Annotated in this window: 24 protein-coding genes; 10 read left to right on the forward strand and 14 right to left on the reverse strand. The window is 71.3% G+C overall.

Annotated elements, in window-relative coordinates; all coding sequences use genetic code 11:
- Positions 1–3: 3 nt before the first annotated feature.
- The 4 genes from ribD to rpiB form a co-directional block, all read right to left on the reverse strand.
- Positions 4–1,110, reverse strand: a complete 1,107-nt coding sequence (gene ribD / locus ACESM1_RS06300; RefSeq protein WP_411278359.1) for a bifunctional diaminohydroxyphosphoribosylaminopyrimidine deaminase/5-amino-6-(5-phosphoribosylamino)uracil reductase RibD — start codon at positions 1,108–1,110, stop codon at positions 4–6.
- Positions 1,111–1,184: 74 nt separating this feature from the next.
- Positions 1,185–1,637: a transcriptional regulator NrdR gene (nrdR, locus tag ACESM1_RS06305; RefSeq protein WP_372618770.1), complete on the reverse strand. Its 453-nt coding sequence runs from the start codon at positions 1,635–1,637 to the stop codon at positions 1,185–1,187.
- Between the two features lie 89 nt (positions 1,638–1,726).
- Positions 1,727–3,028, reverse strand: a complete 1,302-nt coding sequence (gene glyA / locus ACESM1_RS06310; RefSeq protein WP_372618772.1) for a serine hydroxymethyltransferase — start codon at positions 3,026–3,028, stop codon at positions 1,727–1,729.
- Entirely contained in the window at positions 3,025–3,486 is a 462-nt protein-coding gene (gene rpiB / locus ACESM1_RS06315; protein WP_372618774.1) for a ribose 5-phosphate isomerase B, read from the reverse strand. The genes glyA and rpiB overlap by 4 nt, the downstream gene beginning before the upstream one ends.
- A 313-nt stretch (positions 3,487–3,799) precedes the next feature.
- On the opposite strand from rpiB, the gene ACESM1_RS06320 reads away from it, so the two are divergent.
- Genes ACESM1_RS06320 through ACESM1_RS06330 form a run of 3 tightly spaced genes read left to right on the forward strand, consistent with a single transcriptional unit; the run spans position 3,800 to position 6,484 of the window.
- Positions 3,800–5,095, forward strand: a complete 1,296-nt coding sequence (locus ACESM1_RS06320) for an O-acetylhomoserine aminocarboxypropyltransferase/cysteine synthase family protein (RefSeq protein WP_372618776.1) — start codon at positions 3,800–3,802, stop codon at positions 5,093–5,095.
- Positions 5,092–6,144, forward strand: coding sequence for a porphobilinogen synthase (gene hemB / locus ACESM1_RS06325; RefSeq protein WP_372618778.1), 1,053 nt, complete (start codon positions 5,092–5,094; stop codon positions 6,142–6,144). Before ACESM1_RS06320 ends, hemB begins: the two co-directional genes overlap by 4 nt.
- Positions 6,137–6,484, forward strand: a complete 348-nt coding sequence (locus tag ACESM1_RS06330; protein ID WP_372618780.1) for a hypothetical protein — start codon at positions 6,137–6,139, stop codon at positions 6,482–6,484. The genes hemB and ACESM1_RS06330 overlap by 8 nt, the downstream gene beginning before the upstream one ends.
- A gap of 18 nt (positions 6,485–6,502) precedes the next feature.
- Here the strand turns inward: ACESM1_RS06330 and ACESM1_RS06335 are convergent, their stop codons facing one another.
- The gene (locus ACESM1_RS06335) at positions 6,503–7,237 is read right to left on the reverse strand and encodes a glucose 1-dehydrogenase (protein ID WP_372618782.1); all 735 of its coding nucleotides are present in this window, start codon (positions 7,235–7,237) and stop codon (positions 6,503–6,505) included.
- 157 nt (positions 7,238–7,394) lie between these two features.
- Between ACESM1_RS06335 and ACESM1_RS06340 the strand changes: the two genes are divergently transcribed.
- On the forward strand, positions 7,395–8,252 hold the full coding sequence (locus tag ACESM1_RS06340; RefSeq protein WP_372618784.1) for a hypothetical protein: 858 nt from the start codon (positions 7,395–7,397) through the stop codon (positions 8,250–8,252).
- Between the two features lie 39 nt (positions 8,253–8,291).
- Here the strand turns inward: ACESM1_RS06340 and ACESM1_RS06345 are convergent, their stop codons facing one another.
- Together ACESM1_RS06345 and ACESM1_RS06350 are read right to left on the reverse strand one after the other, a co-directional pair.
- Positions 8,292–9,140 carry an alpha/beta fold hydrolase gene (locus tag ACESM1_RS06345; protein ID WP_372618786.1) on the reverse strand — a complete coding sequence of 283 codons (849 nt, stop codon included), beginning with the start codon at positions 9,138–9,140 and terminating at the stop codon, positions 8,292–8,294.
- Positions 9,141–9,162: 22 nt separating this feature from the next.
- Positions 9,163–10,374 carry a CaiB/BaiF CoA transferase family protein gene (locus ACESM1_RS06350; protein ID WP_372618787.1) on the reverse strand — a complete coding sequence of 404 codons (1,212 nt, stop codon included), beginning with the start codon at positions 10,372–10,374 and terminating at the stop codon, positions 9,163–9,165.
- A gap of 117 nt (positions 10,375–10,491) precedes the next feature.
- Here ACESM1_RS06350 and ACESM1_RS06355 point away from each other — a divergent pair, with 117 nt between their 5' ends.
- The gene (locus tag ACESM1_RS06355) at positions 10,492–12,003 is read left to right on the forward strand and encodes an aldehyde dehydrogenase family protein (RefSeq protein ID WP_372618789.1); all 1,512 of its coding nucleotides are present in this window, start codon (positions 10,492–10,494) and stop codon (positions 12,001–12,003) included.
- A 4-nt stretch (positions 12,004–12,007) separates the two neighbouring features.
- On the forward strand, positions 12,008–12,556 hold the full coding sequence (locus ACESM1_RS06360; protein WP_372618791.1) for a hypothetical protein: 549 nt from the start codon (positions 12,008–12,010) through the stop codon (positions 12,554–12,556).
- Between the two features lie 11 nt (positions 12,557–12,567).
- Here ACESM1_RS06360 and ACESM1_RS06365 read toward each other — a convergent pair whose 3' ends face one another.
- Positions 12,568–13,365 (reverse strand): alpha/beta fold hydrolase, encoded by a 798-nt coding sequence (locus ACESM1_RS06365; protein WP_372618793.1) that lies wholly within the window; start codon positions 13,363–13,365, stop codon positions 12,568–12,570.
- Positions 13,366–13,372: 7 nt separating this feature from the next.
- Positions 13,373–14,335 (reverse strand): Bug family tripartite tricarboxylate transporter substrate binding protein, encoded by a 963-nt coding sequence (locus tag ACESM1_RS06370; RefSeq protein WP_372618795.1) that lies wholly within the window; start codon positions 14,333–14,335, stop codon positions 13,373–13,375.
- A 118-nt stretch (positions 14,336–14,453) separates the two neighbouring features.
- Here ACESM1_RS06370 and ACESM1_RS06375 point away from each other — a divergent pair, with 118 nt between their 5' ends.
- On the forward strand, positions 14,454–15,473 hold the full coding sequence (locus ACESM1_RS06375; protein WP_372618797.1) for an NADP-dependent oxidoreductase: 1,020 nt from the start codon (positions 14,454–14,456) through the stop codon (positions 15,471–15,473).
- The gene (locus ACESM1_RS06380; protein ID WP_372618799.1) at positions 15,466–16,296 is read left to right on the forward strand and encodes a hypothetical protein; all 831 of its coding nucleotides are present in this window, start codon (positions 15,466–15,468) and stop codon (positions 16,294–16,296) included. Before ACESM1_RS06375 ends, ACESM1_RS06380 begins: the two co-directional genes overlap by 8 nt.
- A 112-nt stretch (positions 16,297–16,408) precedes the next feature.
- Here ACESM1_RS06380 and ACESM1_RS06385 read toward each other — a convergent pair whose 3' ends face one another.
- The 5 genes from ACESM1_RS06385 to pdxH all read right to left on the reverse strand — a co-directional run bounded on the left by ACESM1_RS06385 (position 16,409) and on the right by pdxH (position 20,912).
- Entirely contained in the window at positions 16,409–17,119 is a 711-nt protein-coding gene (locus ACESM1_RS06385; protein WP_372618802.1) for a pirin family protein, read from the reverse strand.
- A 142-nt stretch (positions 17,120–17,261) separates the two neighbouring features.
- Positions 17,262–17,846: a GNAT family N-acetyltransferase gene (locus ACESM1_RS06390; RefSeq protein ID WP_372618804.1), complete on the reverse strand. Its 585-nt coding sequence runs from the start codon at positions 17,844–17,846 to the stop codon at positions 17,262–17,264.
- The gene (locus ACESM1_RS06395; protein WP_372618805.1) at positions 17,837–18,715 is read right to left on the reverse strand and encodes a universal stress protein; all 879 of its coding nucleotides are present in this window, start codon (positions 18,713–18,715) and stop codon (positions 17,837–17,839) included. Before ACESM1_RS06395 ends, ACESM1_RS06390 begins: the two co-directional genes overlap by 10 nt.
- A gap of 39 nt (positions 18,716–18,754) precedes the next feature.
- A complete protein-coding gene (locus ACESM1_RS06400; protein WP_372618807.1) occupies positions 18,755–20,245 on the reverse strand; it encodes an AAA family ATPase in 1,491 nt (496 codons plus the stop codon).
- Positions 20,246–20,309: 64 nt separating this feature from the next.
- Complete coding sequence (gene pdxH / locus ACESM1_RS06405) at positions 20,310–20,912, reverse strand: pyridoxamine 5'-phosphate oxidase (protein WP_372618809.1); 603 nt, start codon at positions 20,910–20,912, stop codon at positions 20,310–20,312.
- Between the two features lie 87 nt (positions 20,913–20,999).
- Between pdxH and fabI the strand changes: the two genes are divergently transcribed.
- Positions 21,000–21,845, forward strand: coding sequence for an enoyl-ACP reductase FabI (gene fabI / locus ACESM1_RS06410; RefSeq protein WP_372618811.1), 846 nt, complete (start codon positions 21,000–21,002; stop codon positions 21,843–21,845).
- Between the two features lie 13 nt (positions 21,846–21,858).
- A complete protein-coding gene (locus tag ACESM1_RS06415) occupies positions 21,859–22,755 on the forward strand; it encodes an aminoglycoside phosphotransferase family protein (RefSeq protein WP_372618813.1) in 897 nt (298 codons plus the stop codon).
- Positions 22,756–22,767 lie beyond the last annotated feature (12 nt).

A 22,767-nucleotide genomic window follows, 5' to 3' on the forward strand; every position in this document is an offset into this window, starting at 1 on the left:
GGGTCAGGGCCCTCTCTCGAATTCGGTAAGCCAGTCATCCCCGAGCGGGCGCGCGGCGACGCGGCGGAATCTGGGCATGGCGGCCAGCACGTCCACCGGCAGGGGGTAGGCGGCGGGCATTCCGTCGCCGCCCATCACCGATGGTGCATGAAACCAGGCAAGGCGGTCCACCAGCCCCTCCCGCAGCAGGGCAGCCGCGATTCCGGCGCCGCCCTCGGCCAGTACGCGGGTGACGCCGCGCTGGGCGAGCGCCTGGAGCAGGGCGCGCAGGCTCAGCCCCCCCTCCCCGCGCGCCACGGTCACCACCTCCGCGCCGGCCTCCTGGTAGGGCGCGCGGGCGGTCGGCGGATGGCCGGGGATGGTGACGAGCAGGGTCGGGTGCTGCCGGGCGGTGGCGACCAGGCGCGCGCTGGGTGGGGTGCGGAGCCTGGCGTCCGCCACCACGCGCAGCGGCTGGCGAGGGGTGGCGCCCGGCAGCCGGCAGGTCAGGTCCGGGTCATCAGCCAGCGCAGTGCCGGAGCCGACCAGGACGGCATCGTGCCGGGCGCGCATCGCATGCGCCTCCCGCCGGGCGGCGGGGCCGGTGATCCACTTGCTCTCCCCCGTCGCAGTCGCGATGCGGCCGTCGAGGGTGGTGGCGAGCTTCAGGGTGACCAGCGGCAGACCCTCGCGGATGCGGCGGGCGAAGCCGGCATTGATGGCCTGCGCCTCGGCTTCCAGCACGCCTTCGACCACCTCGATCCCGTCCGCGCGCAGCATGGCGAACCCGCGGCCATCCACGCGGGCGTCGGGATCGCGCATCGCACAGACCACGCGCGCGACGCCCGCGGCGATCAGGGCGTTGGAGCAGGGCGGCGTGCGCCCGAAATGCGAGCAGGGCTCGAGCGTGACATAGGCGGTGGCGCCGCGGGCGAGATCTCCGGCGCGGCGCAATGCCTCCGTTTCGGCATGCGGGCGTCCGCCGGGTTGCGTCCAGCCACGGCCGACCACGGCGCCGTCCCGCACGATGACGCAGCCGACCGAGGGATTCGGCCAGACATTGCCGAGGCCACGGCGCGCGAGCGCCAGCGCGGCCTGCATGTGGGCGAGGTCCTCGGCGGGGTCGGGCACGGTCTCAACCGGCGGTGGCGCGGCACATCTGCGTTACTTGGCGCAGCGCGCCGCCGGGCGGAAGGCCCCGGCGGTCAGGATGCGTCGATCTTCCCCAGCAGCGCCTGGAAATCCTTCGCCTCGCGGAAGTTCTGATAGACCGAGGCGAAGCGCACATAGGCCACCTGGTCCACGTCGCGCAGCGTGTCCAGCACCACGTCGCCGATGCGGCGGCTGGTGACTTCGGAATCCGCCTCGACTTCAAGCCGGCGCTGGATGCCGTTGACGATGCGCTCGATGCGTTCCTCGTCGAAGGGGCGCTTGCGCAGCGCGATGCGGACGGAGCGCGCGAGCTTGTCGCGGTCGAAGGGCACGCGGCGGCCATCGGTCTTGATGACCGTCAGCTCGCGCAGCTGCACCCGCTCGAAGGTGGTGAAGCGATTGCCGCAGGCCGAACAGGAACGACGCCGGCGGATCGAGGCGCCGTCATCCGCCGGACGGCTGTCCTTCACCTGCGTGTCCTCGTTTCCGCAAAAAGGACAGCGCATCGGGCCCCTCCTGCCCATCCATATATTGCGGGCGGGGGAGGATTGGAACGCCCTATCTTGGGTTTTCGGCCCGGCTCAGGCGTAGATGCTCAGGCGTAGATCGGGAAACGCCTGCACATCTCCAGCACCCGCGCCTTCACGCTGGCCTCGACGGCGCTGTTGCCGTCCGGCGCGTTGGCGGCGGCGAGGCCGTCCAGCACCTCGCCGATCAGCTTCGCCACCTGGCGGAACTCCGTCTCGCCGAAGCCGCGTGTGGTCGCCGCCGGGCTGCCGAGACGGATGCCGGAGGTCACCATCGGCTTCTCCGGGTCGAAGGGGATGGCGTTCTTGTTGCAGGTGAGGTGCGCGCGGTTCAGCCCGCCCTCCGCGACCTTCCCCGTCAGCTTCTTCGGGCGGAGATCCACCAGCACCAGGTGGTTGTCGGTGCCGCCGGTGACGAGATCGAGGCCCTGTGCCTGCAACTCCGCGCCCAGCGCCTGGGCGTTGGCGACCACCTGGCGGGCATAGGCGCGGAATTCGGGGCGCAGCGCCTCGCCGAAGGCGACCGCCTTGGCGGCGATCACATGCATCAGCGGCCCGCCCTGCAGGCCAGGGAACACCGCGCTGTTGAACTTCTTCGCCAGTGCCTCGTCGTTCGTCAGGATCAGCCCGCCGCGCGGCCCGCGGAGCGTCTTGTGGGTGGTGGTGGTCACCACATGCGCATGCGGGATGGGCGAGGGATGCGCCCCGCCCGCAACCAGGCCGGCGAAATGCGCCATGTCCACCATGAAATAGGCGCCGACCTCGTCGGCGATGGCGCGGAAGGCGGCGAAGTCCCAGGTGCGCGCATAGGCCGAGCCGCCGGCGATGATCAGCTTCGGCTTCGCCTCCAGCGCGATACGGCGGACTTCCGCCATGTCGATGCGCTGGTCCTCGCGACGCACCGTATAGGGCACCGGCTTGAACCACTTGCCGGAGAGGTTGGCCGGCGCGCCATGGGTCAGATGCCCGCCGGCGGCGAGATCGAGGCCCATGAAGGTGTCGCCCGGCTGCAGCAGGGCGAGGAACACCGCCTGGTTGGCCTGCGCGCCGCTATGCGGCTGCACATTCGCGAAGCCGCAGCCGAACAGCTTCGTCACCCGCTCGATCGCCAGCGTCTCGGCGATGTCCACGAATTCGCAGCCGCCATAGTAGCGCCGGCCGGAATAGCCCTCGGCGTATTTGTTCGTCAGCACGCTGCCCTGGGTTTCCAGCACGGCGCGGGAGACGATGTTCTCGGAGGCGATCAACTCGATGCCGTCCTGCTGGCGGCCGAGTTCCAGGCCGATGGCGGCGGCGAGCTCCGGGTCGGTCTCGGCGACGGAGGCGGAGAAGAAGCGCGCCGGGATCACCGCGGGGGAGGCATCGTTCATGGGCGCGGGCTCCAGTCTGGGGTGAGCTTGCGGACCCGGCGCTCGTGCCGGCCGCCGCCGAAGGGGGTGGCGAGAAAGGCGCGCAGCGCATCGAGCGCCACCTCTGGGCCAGTGACGCGCGCGCCGACGGCCATGACATTGGCATCGTTGTGCTCGCGCGAAAGGCGGGCGCCGGTGGTGTCATGCACCAGGGCGCAGCGGATGCCGGGGTGGCGGTTGGCGGCGATCGAGATGCCGATGCCGGTGCCGCAGACCAGCACGCCGAAGCGGGCACGGCCTTCCAGCACGGCGGCGGCGACGGCGTTGGCGAAATCGGGGTAGTCCACGCTCTCCGGGCTGTTGGTGCCCATGTCGAGAGTCTTGTGGCCGGCGGCTTCCAGCATCTCGCGCAGCGTCGCCTTGAGTGCGATGCCTGCGTGGTCGGAACCGAGCGCGACCGGGATGTCCTGCGGGGTCATGGCGCGGGGGATACCATGGTCCGTGGGCGGCCGGAACCGCTACCATAAGGACTGGGTCAACGCCCTCCGCCGCGTGAGGGCCGGGTCAGGGCGCATGGCGGCAACCCGGTTGGCCGCGCAGGCCTGCGCCTCGCCCGGCGGGCGGAGCCGCCTCGCGGCGCTGGCTTTCCCCGGGGCGCGCCCGCCGGAGCATGGCGATGCGGCGCCGGGCGGCCGCTGGAGCATGGCTGACCAAGTGCGGCGGCACCGCTTGGCGCCCGCCGCCCCGCCGTGCAACCAATGGTCGACGACACCCCCGGAGGAATTGGCCAGCATGACCGAGAGCAGCAACCCCGAGACCATCGCGCTCCATGCCGGCTGGCGCGCCGATCCTTCCACCGGCTCGGTCGCGGTGCCGATCCATCAGACCACCTCCTTCCAGTTCCAGGACACGGGCCACGCCCAGCGGCTGTTCGCGTTGCAGGAGCTGGGGAACATCTACACCCGCATCATGAACCCCACCGTGGACGTGCTGGAGAAGCGCGTCGCAGCGCTGGAAGGCGGCGTGGCGGGGCTGGCGCTCGGCTCGGGCCAGGCGGCAACCACCTTCTGCATCCTCAATCTCTGCGAGGCGGGGGACAACATCGTCTCCTCCACCGACCTCTATGGCGGCACCTGGAACCTGTTCGCCAACACGCTGAAGCAGATGGGCGTGGAGGTGCGCTTCGCGGACCCTGCCGACCCCGAGGCCTTCGCCCGCGCCACGGATTCCCGCACCCGTGCCTATTACGCCGAGACGCTGCCCAACCCGAAGCTGCAGGTCTTCCCGATCGCGGAAGTGGCGGCCATCGGCCGCAGGCTCGGCGTGCCGCTGATCATGGACAACACCGCCGCGCCGGTGCTGTGCAAGCCGCTGGCGCTGGGCGCCGCGGTGGTGATGCACTCGACGACGAAGTGGATCGGCGGGCACGGCACCAGCATCGGCGGCGTGGTGGTGGATGGCGGTAATTTCGACTGGGAAGCCCATGCCGAGCGCTTCCCGACGCTGAACAAGCCCGATCCCAGCTACCATGGCGCGGTGTGGACGCAGGCGGTGAAGCCGCTCGGCCCGATCGCCTACATCATCCGCATGCGGGTGATCCTGCTGCGCGACCTCGGTGCGCCGATGGCGCCGATGAACGCCTTCCTGACGCTGCAGGGGCTGGAGACGCTGCCGCTGCGGATGGAGCGCCATTGCGCCAATGCGCTGAAGGTCGCGGCCTATCTCGCCGAGCACCCGGCGGTGGCGAAGGTGATCCATCCCTCGCTGATGGAGGGCGAGGCGAAGCGGCGGGCCGACGCGGCGCTCAAGGGCGGCTATGGCAGCCTGATGGGCTTCGAGCTGAAGGCGGGAGCCGAGGCCGGGCGGAAATTCATCGAGGCGCTGAAGATGTTCTACCACGTCGCCAATATCGGCGATGCGCGCAGCCTGGCGATCCATCCCGCCACCACCACCCACAGCCAGCTTTCGGTGGAGGAGCAGGCGGCGAGCGGCGTGACGCCGGGCTATGTGCGCCTGTCCATCGGCATCGAGCACATCGACGACATCCTCGCCGATCTCGACCAGGCGCTGAAGGCGGCAGCCGCATGAACGCATTCGAGAAGCGCAGTCCCGTTTCAGGGGAAGGCCCGGCGCAGCCCGGCGCCTTCCCGGCCATCCGCATGCGCCGCAACCGGGTGGACGGCTTCACGCGCCGTCTGGTGGCGGAGAACCGGCTTTCCGTGGACGACCTGATCTGGCCGATCTTCGTCATCGAGGGCACGGACACCGAGACGGATGTCGCCTCCATGCCCGGCGTGAAACGCGTCACGTTCGATCGTCTCGCGGCGCATGTCGCGCCGGCGGCAAGACTCGGCGTGCCCGCCATCGCGCTGTTCCCCGCGACGCCGGCCGAGAAGAAGGACGCCGAGGGCACCGAGGCGAAGAATCCCGAGAACCTGATGTGCCGCGCCGCGCGGCTGCTGAAGCGCGAATTTCCCGAACTCGGCCTGGTCGGCGACGTGGCGCTCGACCCCTACACCGATCACGGCCATGACGGCGTTCTGCGCGAGGGTCCCGGCGGCCACTACGTGGCGAATGACGAGACGGTGGAGATCCTGGCGGTGCAGTCGGTGATCCAGGCCGAGGCCGGCATCGACGTCATCGCGCCCTCCGACATGATGGATGGCCGCATCCGCCGCATTCGCGCGGCCCTCGATTCCCATGGCCTGATCCACACGCGGATCATGAGCTATGCCGCGAAATACGCCTCCGCCTTCTACGGCCCGTTCCGCGATGCGGTGGGATCGGGCGGCGCGCTGAAGGGCGACAAGAAGACCTACCAGATGGACCCTGCCAATTCCGACGAGGCGTTGCGCGAGGTGGCGCTCGACCTCGCGGAGGGCGCGGACATGGTGATGGTCAAGCCCGGCATGCCCTATCTCGACATCTGCCGCCGCGTGAAGGAGTCCTTCCGTGTGCCGACCTTCGCGTATCAGGTGAGCGGCGAATACGCGATGATCATGGCCGCCGTGCAGAATGGCTGGCTCGATCACGAAAAGGCGATGATGGAGAGCCTGCTCGGCTTCAAGCGCGCCGGCTGCGACGGCGTGCTGACCTACTTCGCCGTGGAGGCCGCACAGATCCTGCGGCGTGGTTGAGCCCGGCGCGCTGCGCCGCCCCTGGCACGGCGCCCCAGACAACCCGGAGGCCCCGGCGGTGGCGGCGCTGCGCCTGCAACGCGCAGAGGTGGAGGCGCTGCTCGCCTTCCGCCACGCCGAACCCGGCGAGGAGGAGAACCTCGCCTGGTGGCGGCTTCAGCGCGTGCGCGCCGCGCGCCTGAAGCTGCTCCCGGCGGGGGAGCGCGCCGCGCTGCCCGCCCTCCCCGCCCCGCCCGCGCATGCGCTCTCCTGGTGGCAGGGCGTGAAGCAGCGCCTCGGCCGGCTGAAGCCGGAGGAGGAGGCGCCGCCCGGCTTCATCGCACGCCGCCTGAAGGCGTGAAGCCGTCGGAAGCCGTGCTCAGGCCGTCCATCCGCCGTCGATCGCAACCTCCGCGCCGGTGATGTAGCTGGCCTCCTCGGAGGCGAGGAAGGCGACGAGCCTCGCCACCTCCTCCGGCGTTCCGGCGCGCTTCAGCGGCGTGCCGGCGACCACCGCGGCGTTGGTCTCGGCGGTGTTGGCCGCGATCATCGGCGTCTCGATCAGCCCGGGATGCACGGAGTTCACCCGGATCCGGTCCGCCGCAAGCTCGGTCGCCGCCGTCTTGGTCATCCCCCGCACCGCCCATTTCGTGCCGACATAGGCGAGCGCGCCGGGGAAGCCGCGCAGCCCCGCGATCGAGGAGATGTTGACGATGGAGCCCCCGCCGCGCGTCCGCATCGCCGGCGCCGCGGCCTGCATGCCGAGGAACACGCCGAGCTGGTTCACCCGCCAGATCTTCTCGAACAGCTCGAGGCTCGTATCGGCCAGGCTCGCCGGCTGGTAGATGCCGGCATTGTTCACCAGCACGTCGAGCCCGCCGAAGCCCTCAACCGCCGCGCGCACCGCCGCCGCCCAGTCGCCGGCGCTGCCCACGTCGTGGCGCAGGAAACGCGCGGCTGCGCCGAGTTCCCCGGCGAGCGCACGGCCCTCCGCCTCAAGGATGTCGGTGAGCACCACCTTCGCGCCCTCTGCCACGAAGAGCCGCGCCTCCGCCGCGCCCATCCCGCGCGCCCCGCCCGTGATCAGCGCCACCTTGCCGTCCAAGCTTGCCATGAGATCCTCCTTCCCGGGTTGACCCAGGCCGCAACGCTATGACCCGTGGTGCGGTGGCGCCCTGATGTGGCGCAAGCCCGCCGGCCCGGCGCGGTTGACACAAGCGGGTGCGCAACGTTGCATCGCCGGCTTCCCCGACCAGGACCAAGCGGCCGGCATGGACGCGCCTCTTCCGTTCCCCCGCGCCGTCGCCTATGGCGCCGCCGCCCTCGTGCTGCCGGTGCTGCTCGGGATCGGGCTGCGCTTCGCCGGCACCGAGGAGGCGGTGGTGGGCGCCATCGTCATCTGCGGCGGCATCGGCGGCATCGTCGTCGCGATCCTGTCCATCCGCCGCAATGCCATGCCGACCATGGTGGCCGGGCTGATCCTGCTCGCCATCGCACCGCTTGCCGCGGTGGTCGTCGCGGAGGGGCAGGCGCTCGGCCCGATCCAGCGCGTCGCGGCTGCGCACGCGCCGGCGCGTTCGCTGGCCGCCGGCTTCGTCTTCACCGACGGCGCCATGCCGCGCATTGACCTGCAGCAGACGGTGACGATCGGGGAATACGTCCCGAGCGGCCGCGCTCGCCGCGGCGGTGTCTCCACTGCGGGCAACTTGCCGCAGTTGAGCAACAGCTTCTTCACCTATGCCGTCGTTCCCATCGTGCCGCCCGGCTGGACGCCGGAGCAACCCGTGCGCGTCGTCGCGGTGGAGGGCGAGCCCTCCATCGTCAGCGTGCGTCCGGCCGGCACCGCACACTGGGCCGCGCCCGGTGGCCTGCTCCGCACACTGTCCGAGGATCGCGAGGTCCGCGCGGCACGTCAGGCGTTGGCGCGGCGCAGCCTGGTCGCCGCGCCGGACCTCGTCATCGGGCTCTGGGTGCCGAGCCCGGGCTGGGCCCGGCTCGACGCCGTGCTGCCGAGCCTCATTGTGCTGGCGGTGGCCCTGTCGGGCTGGATGGCGCTGCTCGCCTTCCACCATCGCGCGGCACGCGGGGCGGGCCCGCGGGCGGCGCCACCGCGACGCAGGCGCCGATGAGCGCCCGCGCGGCGCTGGTCGCGACCGCGCCGGAACCGTTCAGCCGCGCCCCTCCAGGAAGGCGCTGACGCGGGCGATTTGCGCCTGGTCCATCAGCGCCGGGGCGTGGCCGACACCGGGCCATTCCACCAGTTCCACCCCCGGCTTCGCGGCCATCTCCCGCGCGGTCGCAGCATCGAGGATGTCGCTCTCGGCGCCGCGCAGCAGCAGCACCGGCACCGCCACACGCTGCCAGACGGCGCCGAGTTCCACCGCGCCGGTCTCGCCGGCCTCGAAGGGGATGCCGATGGCGGGGTCGTAATGCAGGCCAAGCCTGCCATCGGGCAGACGGCGCGCGCTGGTCTCCGCTAGGTGGCGCCACTGCGCGTCGGTCAGCTGGCCGAAGGGCGCGTGGACCTGGCGCAGATGCGCCTCCAGCGCCTCGATCGCGTCGAAGGCGAGCGGCAGCTTCACATAGCCGGCGATGCGCGACACCGCTTCGGCCGGGATCCGGCTGCCGATATCGTTCAGCACCAGCCGGCGCAGCGGGGTGTTGGCGCCGGCGGCGACCATCATGCCGCAGATGCCGCCCAGCGAGGTGCCGACCCAGTCCACCGGCCCTTCCAGCCGCGCCAGCAGATGCGCCAGCGCGACGACGTAGCAGGGCGGCGTGTAGAGCATCGGCTCCGGCAGCCAGGCGGATGCGCCGCGCCCGGGCAGATCCGGGCAGAGCACGCGCCGGCCGCGCGCGGCGAGTGCCTGCGCCAGCTCGTCGAAATCGCGCCCCGTACGCGTCAGCCCATGCACGCAGACCACCGGCGCACCTTCGGCCGGGCCCCATTCGGTCCAGGCGAGTTCATGGAAACCGCCGGCGAGCAGGTAGCGGAGGCGGTGCTGGCGCGGGGTCATCGGCACGCCTCCCTGGACCGGATCAGACGACGCCCTTCTCCTTCAGCGCCGCCACCTCCTCCGCGGTCATGCCGAGCAGGCCGGAGAGCACCTCCTCCGAATGCTCGCCGAGCAGCGGCGGCGGCACACGGTAGTCGGGCGGCGTGGCGGAGAGGCGCACCGGGTTGGCGATCACCTTCACCGCCTCGCCCGAGGCGTGCTCAAGCTCCACCACGCAGCCACGGGCCTGCACATGGGGGTCGGCGAAGACGTCGGAGAGCTTGTTGATCGGCCCGCAGCCGATCTTCTGCGCCTCCAGCGCCGCCACCCATTCGGCGGTACTCCTCGACTGCATCACCGGCGTCAGCGCATCGGTCACCGCCTGGCGGTTCGCCACGCGGGCCGCGTTGGTCTGGAAGCGCTCGTCGGCCAGCAGATGCTCGCAGCCGAAGGACTTGCAGAACCGCTCGAAGGTCGGGTCGTTGCCGACCGAGAGCACGATATGGCCATCGCTCGTCGGAAAGACCTGGTAGGGCGCGATGTTCGGGTGCTGGTTGCCGAGCCGGGGCGGGTTCTCCCCGGTGGCGAGGTAGTTCATGCCCTGGTTCGCCAGCCAGGCGACGGAGGTGTCCAGCATGCCGATGTCGATCTGCTGGCCGATCCCGGTGCGCTCCCGGTGGCGGAGCGCCGCGAGGATGCCGATGCAGCCGTAGAGGCCGGCGAACAGGTCGGCCACCGGCACGCCCACCTTCTGCGGCAGGCCGTCGGGCTCGCCGGTCAGGCTCATCACGCCGCCCATGCCCTGGATCAGCGCATCATAGCCGGGGCGCGGCGCATAGGGGCCGGTCTGGCCGAAGCCGGTGATCGAGCAGTAGATCAGGCCCTGGTATTTCGGCTTCAGCTGGTCATAGGCCAGCCCGTACTTGGCCAGAGCGCCGACCTTGAAGTTCTCCACCAGGATGTCGCAGGTCTCGAGCAGCCGGTGCACGATCGCTTGGCCTTCCTCGGCCGCGATGTCGAGCGTCAGCGACTTCTTGTTGCGGTTGACGCCCAGGAAATAGGCGCTTTCCTTCGTGTTCGGCCACATCGGGGGCGCGAAACCGCGGGTATCGTCGCCTGCGCCCGGACGCTCGATCTTGATCACCTCGGCGCCCAGGTCGCCCAACATCTGCGTGCAGGTCGGCCCGGCCAGGACCCGCGTAAGGTCCAGGACCCTGAGGCCCCTGAGGGGGCCGCTCGGCGCCTTCTCCACCATTCCGTTCAGTCCTCTCCCGCCGGTGCGCGCATTCCCGGCTTGTGCCATTGCCGTGGGCGGCGCGCCGCCGCATTGTCGCCGCCGCTTATTAGGTCCCGACGAAGCGGGAGGAAACCCATGCTCGACCGTCCCCACCCCACCCCAGAGGCGCCGACCGCGGATTGTTTTGCGCTGGCGCGCGCACTTTCCGGCCATCACTTCATCGGGGGGCGCTACGTTCCGGCGCGCTCCGGCAAGACCTTCGCCGTGGTGAACCCTGCCACCGGCGCGGAGATCGGCCGCGCCGCGGAGGGCGACGCGGCCGATGTGGATGCCGCTGTCGCCTCCGCCGCCGCGGCGCAGAAGGAATGGGCCAAGGTGCCCGCCCGCAAGCGCGGCGCGATGGTGCACGCCTGCTCGGCGGCGCTGAAGGCGCATGTCGAGGAGCTCGGCCGGCTGATCGCGCTCGAGACCGGCAAGGCGCTGCGCACCGAGTCGCGGGTGGAGGCCAACGTCGTGGCCGACATCTTCGAGTTCTTCGGCGGCCTCGGTTCCGAGCTGAAGGGCGAGAGCGTGCCCTTCGCGCCGAACGTGCTTTCCGTGACGGTGCGCGAGCCGCTCGGCGTGGTCGGCGCCATCATCCCGTGGAACGTGCCGATGCTGCTGATGGCGCTGAAGGTCGCGCCCGCGCTGGTGGCCGGCAACGCCGTGGTGGTGAAGAGCGCGGAGGAGGCGCCGCTCGCCGTGCTGCGGATCTGCGAGATCATGAACCGCGTGCTGCCGCCGGGCGTGTTCAACATGGTCAGCGGCTTCGGGCCGGAATGCGGCGCGCCGCTGGTGACGCATCCGCAGGTGCGCAAGGTGACCTTCACCGGCTCCGTCGAGACCGGGAAGATCGTCGCCAAGGCCGCGGCGGAGAAGCTGATCCCCGTCACGCTGGAGCTCGGCGGCAAGTCGCCGATGATCGTCTTCGCCGACTGCGACTTCGACAAGACCGTCTCCGGCGCGCTGACCTCCATGCGCTTCACGCGCCAGGGGCAGAGCTGCACGGCCGCCAGCCGCATCTATGTCGAGCGCCCGATCTTCGACCGCTTCGTCGCGGCGATGAAGGAGGCGGTCAACAACATGGTCATGGGCGATCCGCTCGACGAGAAGACCGACATCGGCACCATCGTCAGCGAAGGCCAGATGGAGAAGGTGAAGGCCTACATCGCCGAAGGCGCCGCGACGCCGGGGGCGACGGCGCATGTCTGCTCCGCCATGCCGACCGATCCGGCGCTGCGCAAGGGGCTGTTCATCCAGCCCGTCATCTTCACCGGCCTGACCGGCGAAAGCCGCCTGGTGCGCGAGGAGATCTTCGGCCCCGTCACCGTGATCCAGCCCTTCGACGACCCGGAAATCGTGCTGGCCGAGGCGAATGACAGCGAATACGGCCTGGCCGCCTCGCTCTGGACCAACAACCTCAAGGTGGGCCTCGACCTCGCGCACCGGCTGGAGGCAGGGCTGGTGCAGATCAACCAGAACCTCGTGGTGCAGGCGAATCTCAGCTATGGCGGCGTGAAGAGCAGCGGCCTCGGCAAGGAAGCCTCGCTGGAGGCGATGCTGGAGCACTTCACGCACAAGAAGACCATCATGGTGAACATGGCATGACGCGGTGACCATATCCCTCGAAAGCAAGAGCAGGTCGGAGCTCGAAGCGCTGCGCAGCAACGCGGAGCGCGTGCTCGCCGATGCCCGGCAGGCGAAGCGCCACGCCGCGGCGCGCGAGATCCTGCGGAACCTCGCCGCGATGCCGAAGCAGCAGCCGGCCGCCGGAAGGCTGCGCACGCGGCCCAAGGCCGTCGAGCTGCTGGCGCAGCTGGCGCGGGAGGCCGCGGAGGAGTTCGACCTGGCGCCGCCGGAAGGCACGCCGCAGCCGCACAAATTCACCGCGGCGAATGGCGAGCCGAAGGTCGGCGGCCGCCAGCGCAACAGGGTGGTGACGGTGGACCGCTACATCTCCCACCGCCGCGGCGACGAGGTCGCGAGCCTCGGCTGGCTTCGCCGGCATGACGAGGACCCGGAGACGGGCGGCGGCTGGTACATCGCCTATACCGGCGCGGACAGCCTGCCGCCGATGCTGCCCGACCAGGATTTCGATGCCGCGCGTGCCGCCTTCCTCGCGCGCCTCGAGGCGATCGGCACGCCGCGCCGGGGCGGGTAGCGGGCCGTCGCTCAGCCGCTGCGTGCCAGCCAGTCCATCAGGATCCGGTTGAACGCCGCCGGCTGCTCGACATTCGGCAGGTGGCGCGCGCCGGGTATGGCGTGGAAGCGGCCATCCGGCACCAGGCGGGCGATGCGCTCGCCCTCGGCCGGTGGCACGGCGTGGTCGTCCGCGCCGCAGAGGATCAGCGCCGGCATGGCGAGCGAAGGCAGCCGCGCGACGTGGGTGAAGGCGCTGATCGCCTCGGCGCAACCGGCATAGCCCTCGGCGTCGGTCGCGGCGATCGTCGCCAGGATCTCCGCCCAGCGCGCGGGATTCGCGGCCTGGAATTGCGGCGTCAGCCAGCGCTCGATCGTCGCCTGGGCGATCGGGGCGCAACTACCCGCCGCGCGCACCGCGCGGATGCGCGGGCTCCAGATCTCGGCCGCGTTCGGCAGCGATTCCGGCAGCGCATCGCAGATGACGACGGAGCGCAGCAGCGATGGGTGGTCCAGCGCCAGCGCCTGCCCGCTCATGCCGCCGAGCGACAGCCCGACATAATGCACCGGCCCGAGACCCAGCTGGCGCAGCACGAAGGCGAGATCCTCGCCAAGCGCCTGCATCGCGTAGGGGCCGGGCGGCGCACCGCTGCCGCCATGGCCCCGCAGGTCGATGCGCAGCACCGCGTATCCGGCTTCCAGCAGCACCGGCACCTGCTCCGCCCACATGCCGCCATCCGCGCCGAGCGAATGCACCAGGCACACCACCTGCCGGTCGCGCGCGCCGAGCAGGTCGGCGTGGATCTTCAGGCCGTCGCGGAGCAGCAGCATGCGCGGCTCAGTCGATCTGAACGTTCACCACGCGCACCACCTCTCGCCAGTTGCGCACCTCGTCGGCGACATAGCGCGTGGCTTGGTCGAGCGAGCCGCCGATCGGCTCGAACCCGCCATCGCGCAGGCGCTGCTGGAACAGCGGGGTCGCCATCACGCGGTTGATGTCGGCGTTCGCCTTCTCCAGCACCGGCCGCGGCGTGCCGGCGGGGAACATCACCGCCACCCAGGCGACATCCACGATCGGCTCGAACCCGGCCTCGGCGACGGTCGGCACCCCGGGCAGGGCGAAGTTGCGCGTGGCACTTGTCACCGCCAGGCCGCGCGCCCGGCCATCCTTGATCTGGCTGACGGCAGAGGGCAGCGAGGTCGCGACCATGTCGATGTTGCCGGCCAGCAGCGCCAGCATCGCCGGCCCCGCGCCGGTGTAGGGGATGTGCTGCGCATCCACGCCGCCGACACGCTTGAACAGCAGCTCCGCCGAGAGATGCGCGGCCACGCCGACGCCGGCGGTGCCGTAGTTCAGCGGCCGGCGCTTCCCGAGCTCCACCAGGTCGGGCAGCGTCCGCGCCTCGCTCTCGGCGCGCACCACGAAGAGGTTCGGCGTGCCGGCGATCACCGCAGCGACGTCGAATTCCTCCGGCCGGTAGCCAGGGTTGCGCGACAGGCTCAGGTTGATCGCGAAGGCGCCGGTGGTGACCAGCGCGGCGTAACCATCGGGCGTGGCCCGGGCGAGCTGCCGCGCCGCGACACCGCCGCCGGCGCCGCCGCGATTCTCCACCACCACCGTGTGCCCCCAGATCGGGCCGAGCTGCTCGGCGAGCATGCGCCCGATCACGTCGGTGAAGCCGCCGGGGGCGAAGGCGACGACGAAGCGCACCTGGCGCTGCGGCCAGGCGCCCTGCGCCTGCGCGCCGTGCAGCGCGGGCGCGGCGAGCGCCGCACCGAGCAGGATGCGTCGAGTGGTCATGGATCGGCCCCTTCCCTCTGGCGTTGCGCCCGCGGCGCCGCAGCACGCATCGCGCCTATCCCCCGGTTTACGCAGGCGGTGCCACCCCGTCCATAATACCCGCCGCAAGGAGCGACACATGCCCGAAACCAACCCCCGCATCCTGCTCGCCCGCCGCCCGCAAGGCGCCCCGGTGCCCGAGGATTTCCGCCTGGAGGAGGCGCCGATGCCCGTCCCCGCCGACGGTCAGGTGCTGGTGCGCCACCGCTTCCTTTCCCTCGATCCCTATCAGCGCGGCCGGATGGACGATGCGCGGTCCTATGCCAAGCCGGTGGAACTCGGCGGCGTGATGGAGTGCCAGGCGGTCGGGCAGGTCGCCGCGAGTCGCGATGCGCGCTTCAAGGAAGGCGACTGGGTGCTCGGCGGCTTCGGCTGGCAGACCTTCTCCGTGCGGCCCGCCAAGGCGCTGATCGCGATCGATCCGGCCGAGGCGCCGCCTTCCACCGCGCTCGGCGTGCTCGGCATGCCGGGGCTGACGGCCTGGGTGGGGCTTGCGGATATCGGCCAGCCGAAGGCGGGCGAGATGCTGGTGGTCTCGGCGGCGTCGGGCGCGGTCGGGCAGGTGGCAGGCCAGCTCGGGAAGATCGCGGGCGCGCGCGTGGTCGGCATTGCCGGTGGCGCGGCGAAATGCGCCTTCGTGAAGGACCAGCTCGGCTTCGACGCCGCGGTGGATCATCGTGCCGCGCTCGACCCGCAACTCGACGCCGCCTGCCCGGACGGCGTGGATGTCTACTGGGAGAATGTCGGCGGTGCGGTGCAGGCGGCGGTCTTCCCGCGGTTCAACAATTTCGGGCGCATGGTGATGTGCGGCATGATCGCGCAGTACAACACCAGCACCGGCGCCGATGCCGCCGGCGCGCCGCCCGGGCCCAATCTCGGCCCCGTGGTGCGCAAGCGGCTGCGCATCCAGGGCTTCATCGTCGGCGATACCGGATGGTCGCGCTACGCCGCCTTCCGCGCCGAGATGCTCGGCCACATCACCGCGGGAAAGCTGCGCTGGAGGGAGGATGTGGTGCACGGGCTCGCCCAGGCGCCGGCCGCCTTCATCGGCCTGCTGGAGGGGCGCAACTTCGGCAAGCTGGTGATCGCACTTGACTGACGGTGCCGCCGACGCGGCAGCCGAGGCAGCGCTTGCTGCACGGCTTGCCGGGCACCGCGTGCTGCTCTGCTACGGGCTGCTCGGCGAGGTGCTGGCCGGGCTCGGGCCGATCGGGATGGACTACATGGCGGGGCAGCTCGCCTGGCTGCGGCGCATCGGTGTGACCGCCGCGCCCGTGCCGCTGCCCACCGCCGCGCCGGTCGCCGAGAATGCCGCACGTCTCGCCGAGGCGATCCTGGCGGAGCCCTCGCCGGTGGTGCTGGTCGCCCACAGCAAGGGCGGGCTGGAGGCGCTTTCGGCGCTGCTGCTGCCCGGCGTGGCGGCGCGCTGCCATGGCTTCCTGGCGCTGCAATCGCCTTTCCACGGCTCGCCGGTGGCGGATGCCGCGCTCGGCATCGGGCCGCTGAAGGAGTTGGCGCACCATGCCCTGCGCGCTGCGCGGCTTGGCGACGGCCAGGGACTCGCCGACCTCACCTGCGCGCTGCGCGAGCCGTGGATGGCTGCGCATGAGGCGGAGATCGCAGCACTGGCCGCGAAGGTCCCGATCGCCAGCCTCGCCACCGCGCTCGGCGAGGCGCCGAGCTGGCGCGAACGGGCCTATCTGCCGCTGGTGCGCTGGATGGAAGCCCGCGGTGCCGGGCCGAATGACGGGCTGGTTCCGGTGGCATCCACCCTGCTGCCAGGCGCGCGGCATGCGGTATTCCCCGGCGGGCATCGTGCGCTGATCGCCGCCGCGCCGGGGCGCGATCCCGTGGGGCTGCTGCGTCGCGAACTGCGTCTGCTGATGCGCCCGGCAAGTCACGTATCGGAGCCTGTCGAGTAATCCTGTAAGGCCGCCGGGAGCACCTGCGCGACCGGAAAGCGTCCCGCGACAAGGCTTTCAGGCAGCTGGCGGAGGGCGGACGCGCGCAGCCTTCGCGCGCGCCCTGCCGGCTTCAGCCCTCCGCGACCTCCACCATCACCAGCTCGGCGTCCTCGGTGGCGGTGATCTCGATGGCGCTCTCGCGCGCCACCGCGATGCCGTCGCGGGCGCCGGCGGCCTGGCCGTTGACCGTGACCGCGCCCTTCGCCGGCACCAGATAGGCCGCGCGCCCTTCGCCGAGCGGCTGCACCAGCGTCTGTCCCTTCTTCAGCGTTGCCGCCATCACCGCGCCATCCACGTTGAGCGGCAGCGCGCCGTTGCCGGCATCGGCGGGACGGCCGGAGGCGAGCACCTCGAACCCTGCCTCGCGCGTCGCCTTCGGGAACTGCTTCGCGCCCCAGTTCGGCTTGGCGCCGAGGCGATCGGGCATGATCCAGATCTGGAAGATCTTCGTGGTCTGCGGTTCCAGGTTGTACTCGGCGTGCACCACGCCGGTGCCCGCGCTCATGATCTGCACGTCGCCGGCCTCGGTGCGGCCCTCGTTGCCCATGTTGTCCTTGTGGGTGATCGCACCCTCCCGGACATAGGTGATGATCTCCATGTCGCGGTGCGGATGCGGGTCGAAGCCGGTACCGGCGGCAATCTCGTCGTCATTCCACACCCGCAGCCGGCCCCAGTTCATGCGGTCGGGGTCGTGGTAGTTGGCGAAGGAGAAGTGGTGCTTCGCGTTCAGCCAGCCATGGTTGGCGCCGCCGAGGCTGGCGAAGGGGCGGATCTCGATCATCTGGAAGGTCTCCCGCGTCTCGCCCGGCGCCATGGCCGGGCCCGTCTGTTCGGCGCACGAGATAGGCGCTGGCAGCCGCCTGCGCAGCAGGGGCGTGCGGATGAGGCCCATTCACCCCGTCAATGTTGCGCGGAGACGCCGATCAGCCCCGCCCCGGCTGCCCCAGGGCGATGCGAAAGCGCAGCGCCTCCGTCCCGCCATGTGCGGGCAGCTTGGTGAAGCGCTCCAGGAAGGTGCCGCCATTCGCTTCGATCACCCGGATCGAAGCAGCATTTGCCGGGTCGGTCACCAGCTCCACCCAGGGCAGGCCGAGCTGCGCAAGCTCCGGCAGCAGCAGGCCGAGCGCGCGGGTCGCCTGCCCCTCCCCGCGTCGCCAGGCCACCACCAGGTAGCCGACATGGCCGAGCAGATGGGCGGGCAGTCCCGTGCTTCCCGTCTGCCAGCGGGCATGGATCACGCCGCAGAAGCCGCGATCGAGAATCCAGCGGGTGAAGCCCGGCAGCCGCGGCACCTCGCTTCCGTCCGGCAGCGTCACCGCGCCGCGGCCTTCGACATCCTCGAGCCCGGCGAGGAACGCCGCCGGGTCATGCTCGATGGCCGCCAGATGCGCCGCAGCGAGGGCCGGGCCGGCATAGGTGGAGGGCTCGAAGCCGCGCCGCAGCGCATCCGCGTAGCCCGGAAGGTGCTCCGCGGCCGGCCGGACGAGCCGCGTGCCGCCTACCTGCACATCAGAACGGGCAGGTCCGCATTCTCCAGCACGTGCCGTGTCACCCCGCCCAGGATGAGCTGCCGCAGCCGCGAATGGCTGTAGGCGCCCTGGCACATCAGGTCGGCGCCGAAATCCCGCGCCGCGCCCAGAAGCCCGGCACCCACCTCCCGCGTCGCCGGCTTGAACGGCACCGCCTCGGCCTCGATGTCGTGCCAGCGCAGATAGGCCTGGATGCCCTCCGCACCCGGACCGCGGCGCTGGTAGTCCTCGGAATAGAGGATGCGCACCGCCTGCGCCCGGTGCAGCCAGGGCAGCGCCGCAGCCACCGCCGCGGCACTCTCCGCGCTGCCGTTCCAGGCGATCACCACGCGCGTGCCGATCGTCGCCGGCGCCACGCGCGGCGCGATCAGCACCGGGCGGCCGGAATCGAACAGCACCGCATGCAGCGCGTCGGAGGAGCTGACATCCTCCTCCGCCTCGGGGTGCGGCACCACGGCCATGTCGAACAGGCGGGACTGCTGCGCCACCACATCCTCCTCGCGCCCCGAGATGGTCTCGAAGCTGAGGCTGACGCCCGGCGTCTTCACGGCGGTCGTGGCATCGGCCACCAGCGTCACGTCGCCATGGACGGTGGTGAAGCGCTCGAAGAGCTGGCGCACGCGGTTGGCGCGCTCGCCGCTCTCGCGTTCGGTGGCGGCCATCATCTCCTCGATCATCGCGCCCGAAAGGCCCTCGCCGGCCAGCGGCGCGACATCGCGCGCATCCACGCGGACATGCAGGCAGTGCAGATGCGCGTTCCACACGCGCGCCACCATCAGCGCGGTGGCGAGCGCGGCTTCCCCGGCAGCGGTCCCGGTGAGCGGCAGCAACAGGCGGCGATAGGCCATCGCACGACCTCCCTTCCCCAAAGCCTTCCCTGTTGAACGTTATGCCTCTGAATTGCCGTTCAAGGCCAGATGCTTGCGCAACATCGCGCGCGCGTCGCCGCTGACGTCCAGCCGGTGCCAGGTGATTGGGCCCGGATCGGCCCTCGCCGCATGCTCCAGAACCGCCACCGTGGCGTCCGAGGCGTCGCCGGTGCGCCCGGCCACCCGCGACCGCAGCACATCGAGCGGCGCCTCCAGCCAGATGCCGGTGAAGGCGGCATCACCGGCCGCCGCCTCGGCCGCCGCACGGTGGGCGGGGTCGAGGAAGACCGCGTCCAGCACCACCGAATGCCCGCCCGCCAATGCCTGGCGCGCGGCGGCAAACATCTCGGCATGCACGGCGAGGCTCTCCGCCTCGGCGTAGGCTTCGGGCGGCAGGCGCTGTTCAGGCGGCACGCCGGCGCGGCGCTTGCGGATCTCGTCGCTGCGCAGATGCAGCGCACCGGGTGCCACCCCGAGCAGCGGTGCGACGTCGCGCGCCAGCCAGGTCTTGCCAGTGCCCTGCAGGCCGCCGATCGCCACCAGCCGCGGCGGCACGGCCCGCAGGAACCGCGCCGCAGCGGCGAGGTAGGGCATGCCGTCCTGCCCGCGCGCCGGTTCCAGCTTGGCACGCACCAGCGCGCGCTGCGCCATCCAGAACGGCAAGGCGGCGAGCATCCCGATGTCGAAGCTGCGCGCCAGCACCCGGTTCATCACGCGGTTGGCGGCCGGCCGCGAGAGCCTGACCTCCAGATCCATCAGCAGGAAGGCCAGCTCATAGCCGGTGTCGATGCGCGCCAGCGCCTCGTCGAACTCCAGCGCATCGAAGGCGACCGGCCGACCTTCCCACAGGCAGAGGTTTCCGAGGTGCAGGTCGCCGTGGCAGCGCCGCACGAAGCCCGCCGCCGCGCGCGCCGCCATCAGTGGCGCCAGCTTGGCGAGACGTGCGCGCATCGCCTCGGCCACCGCCGCCACCTGGCTGCCATCGAGCCCGGCGGCAAGGCAGCCCTCGATGTTGCCTTCCAGCACCCGCGCCATGCGCGCGGGCGCGTCCACGCCCGCAGCCACCGGCGCGGCGGCGAGCAGCGCCGCCACCGCATCCGCCAGCGCGTCGAGCAGCACCGGCTCCAGCCCGCCGCGCGCGGCGATGGCGTCGAGGAAGTGGTCCGCCGGGACGGGCGCCATGCGCAGCACCCACTCCACCGCCTCGCGACCTGGACCCCTTGGGCCGCCGAGTTCCAGCCCGCCGTCGGCGCCGCGGGTGACGGGCAGCACCTCGCGATAGATGCCCGGCGCGTTGGGCCGGTTGAGCTCCAGCTCGCGGCGCACGAAGCGTTCGCGCGCCGCCAGCGGGGCGAAGTCGAGGAAGGGCAGCGTCACCGCCTTCTTGAGCTTGAACGCGTCCTGCGGTCCGACGAAGACGGCGGAGATATGCGTCTCGATCGGCGCCGCGCCGGTCAGCCGTCCGAGCAGCGCCGCGACCTCGCGCTGCTCGGACGGGATGCCGCCCATCCGATTCAGACCGCCGGTGCGCGCGGCGGGCGCCGCTGCGCCCTGCGGTCATCGAATGGCAGGATCACGGGAACAGCATCTCCATCTCCCACCCGTCATTGGCGCGGTGGAAGACGCGGCGTTCGTGCAGGCGGAAGGGCATGTCGCGCCAGAGCTCGATCCGGTCAGGCAGCAGGCGGAAGCCGGACCAGAAATGCGGGCGCGGGATCTCGCCCAGGCCGAACTTCAGCGTGTATTCCGCCACCGCCTTCTCCAGCGCGAAGCGGCCTTCCAGCGGGCGCGACTGGCGGCTGGCCCAGGCGCCGATGCGCGACCCGCGCGCGCGGGAGGCATAGTAGACATCGGCCTCCGCATCGCTCACCCGTTCCACCCTGCCCTCGACGCGCACCGAGCGCTGCAGGCTCTTCCAGTGGAAGCACAGCGCCGCGAAGGGGTTGGCGGTGAGCTCGGCGCCCTTGCGGCTTTCGAGGTTGGTGTAAAAGACGAAGCCGCGTGGATCCACGCCCTTCAGCAGCACCATGCGCGCGGAGGGGCGGCCCTCCGGCGTGGCGGTGGCCAGGCACACGGCATTGGGATCGTTCGGCTCGGACTTCGCCGCTTCGGCCAGCCAGGCCTCGAAAAGGGTGATGGGATCATCCGTCGCCGGCGTACGCGCGAGGTGGTCCAAGGGAAGTCTCCTGCGGGCGGGTGGCTTGCCCCGATGTGGGGCATGTGCCATCCCGCGCCAGCCTCCGCAACAAGCTCCGGTCCCCATATGCCCCAGCCCGAGTCGCCCGATTCCGTCGCTGCCGTACCCAGCGGCACGCTGATGGCCGGCAGGCGGGGGGTGGTGATGGGGGTGGCCAATGACCGCTCCATCGCCTGGGGTATCGCCCGCGCGGTGGCTGCGCAGGGGGCGGAACTCTGCTTCACCTTCCAGGGCGAGGCGCTGGAGAAGCGGGTGCGCCCGCTGGCCGAGCAGGCCGGCGCGAGCTTGGTGCTGCCCTGCGACGTGACCGACGACGCCAGCGTGGATGCGGTGTTCGAGCGGGTGAAGGCGGAGTGGGGCGGGCTGGATTTCCTGGTCCATGCCATCGGCTATGCCGACAAGCAGTTCCTGCGCGGCCGCTACCTGGACACGCCGCGGGCGGCCTTCCTGCAGGCGATGGACATCTCGGTGTATTCCTTCGCATCCGTCGCGCAACGGGCGGTGCCGCTGATGAAGCCGGGCGGCGCGCTGCTGACGATGAGCTATCTCGGCGCCGAGCGGGTGACGCCGCACTACAACGTCATGGGCGTGGCGAAGGCGGCGCTGGAGGCATCCGTGCGCTACATGGCGGCCGACCTCGGCAGTGCGGGGATCCGGGTGAACGCGATCAGCGCCGGCCCGATCAAGACGCTGGCCGCCAGCGGGATCGGCGATTTCCGCTACATCCTGAAGTGGAACCAGTACAACGCACCGATGGAGCGCAACGTGACGATCGAGGATGTGGGCGGTGCGGGGGTCTACCTGCTCTCCGGCCTGTCCTCCGGTGTCACGGGCGAAGTCCACCACGTGGATTGCGGCTACCACATCGTCGGCATGAAGAACCCGGACGCTCCCGACATCGCGACGGTCTGACCGACCCGCCTCCGTGTCGCCGCCGCGGGAGATCGACACGGCGCTGGTTGCACGGCTGGTCTCCGACCAGTTCCCCCAGTGGTCCGACCTGACCGTGACCCCGGTCGAGCCTGGCGGCTGGTGCAACTGCACCTTCCGACTCGGGGCCGACATGGTCGCAAGGCTGCCGCGCGCCGAGCGGTACGTCGCCCAGGTCGCCAAGGAGCAGCGCTGGCTGCCCGTGCTCGCCTCGGCCCTGCCGCTCCCCATCCCGCAACCGCTGGCCCAGGGCCATGCCGGGCGCGGCTACCCATGGTCCTGGTCCGTCTATCGTTGGATCGAGGGCGAGCCGGCGATCCAGGCCCGCATCGCGGATCTGCCGGCCTTCGCGGCTGATGTGGCGGGCTTCCTCCGTGCCCTCTGGCAGGCCGATACCATTGGCGGACCCGCGCCCGGCGCCCACAACTTCCATCGCGGTGGATCCCTTGCCGTCTACGACGCGGAGACGCACCAGGCATTGGAGGCCCTCGGCAATCGCATCGACAGGCCGGCGGCGGCGGTGGCCTGGGATGCCGCGCTGGCGAGCAGGCAGGACGGCCGACCGGTCTGGGTGCATGGCGACCTCAGCGCGGGCAATCTGCTGGTGCGGGAGGGGCGCCTCGCGGCCGTGATCGACTTCGGCAACATGGCCGTTGGCGATCCGGCCTGCGATCTCGCCCTCGCCTGGACCTTCCTGGATCGGCAGGGCCGCCGCGCCTTCCTCGATGCGCTCGCTCCGGACGCCGGCACCCTGGCGCGGGCGCGCGGCTGGGTTCTTTGGAAGGCGCTGATCGTGCTCGCCGGCCTGCCCGGCACCAACCCGGCCGAGGTGGAGACCGCCCGGCGCGTGCTGGCCGAGGTGCTGGACGAGGACGGCCCGGCCGGCGCGTGACGTGCCGGCGCC

The sequence above is a fragment of the Falsiroseomonas sp. genome (assembly GCF_041690465.1).
Classification (GTDB): Bacteria; Pseudomonadota; Alphaproteobacteria; order Acetobacterales; family Acetobacteraceae; genus Falsiroseomonas.

Bases quoted from the DNA above. Each gene is read 5' to 3' on its own strand.
- nrdR (WP_372618770.1), bottom strand. From the start codon at position 1,637: ATGCGCTGTCCTTTTTGCGGAAACGAGGACACGCAGGTGAAGGACAGC.
- glyA (WP_372618772.1), bottom strand. From the start codon at position 3,028: ATGAACGATGCCTCCCCCGCGGTGATCCCGGCGCGCTTCTTCTCCGCC.
- rpiB (WP_372618774.1), bottom strand. From the start codon at position 3,486: ATGACCCCGCAGGACATCCCGGTCGCGCTCGGTTCCGACCACGCAGGC.
- ACESM1_RS06320 (WP_372618776.1), top strand. From the start codon at position 3,800: ATGACCGAGAGCAGCAACCCCGAGACCATCGCGCTCCATGCCGGCTGG.
- hemB (WP_372618778.1), top strand. From the start codon at position 5,092: ATGAACGCATTCGAGAAGCGCAGTCCCGTTTCAGGGGAAGGCCCGGCG.
- ACESM1_RS06335 (WP_372618782.1), bottom strand. From the start codon at position 7,237: ATGGCAAGCTTGGACGGCAAGGTGGCGCTGATCACGGGCGGGGCGCGC.
- ACESM1_RS06340 (WP_372618784.1), top strand. From the start codon at position 7,395: ATGGACGCGCCTCTTCCGTTCCCCCGCGCCGTCGCCTATGGCGCCGCC.
- ACESM1_RS06345 (WP_372618786.1), bottom strand. From the start codon at position 9,140: ATGACCCCGCGCCAGCACCGCCTCCGCTACCTGCTCGCCGGCGGTTTC.
- ACESM1_RS06350 (WP_372618787.1), bottom strand. From the start codon at position 10,374: ATGGTGGAGAAGGCGCCGAGCGGCCCCCTCAGGGGCCTCAGGGTCCTG.
- ACESM1_RS06355 (WP_372618789.1), top strand. From the start codon at position 10,492: ATGCTCGACCGTCCCCACCCCACCCCAGAGGCGCCGACCGCGGATTGT.
- ACESM1_RS06365 (WP_372618793.1), bottom strand. From the start codon at position 13,365: ATGCTGCTGCTCCGCGACGGCCTGAAGATCCACGCCGACCTGCTCGGC.
- ACESM1_RS06370 (WP_372618795.1), bottom strand. From the start codon at position 14,335: ATGACCACTCGACGCATCCTGCTCGGTGCGGCGCTCGCCGCGCCCGCG.
- ACESM1_RS06375 (WP_372618797.1), top strand. From the start codon at position 14,454: ATGCCCGAAACCAACCCCCGCATCCTGCTCGCCCGCCGCCCGCAAGGC.
- ACESM1_RS06385 (WP_372618802.1), bottom strand. From the start codon at position 17,119: ATGATCGAGATCCGCCCCTTCGCCAGCCTCGGCGGCGCCAACCATGGC.
- ACESM1_RS06395 (WP_372618805.1), bottom strand. From the start codon at position 18,715: ATGGCCTATCGCCGCCTGTTGCTGCCGCTCACCGGGACCGCTGCCGGG.
- ACESM1_RS06400 (WP_372618807.1), bottom strand. From the start codon at position 20,245: ATGGGCGGCATCCCGTCCGAGCAGCGCGAGGTCGCGGCGCTGCTCGGA.
- fabI (WP_372618811.1), top strand. From the start codon at position 21,000: ATGCCCCAGCCCGAGTCGCCCGATTCCGTCGCTGCCGTACCCAGCGGC.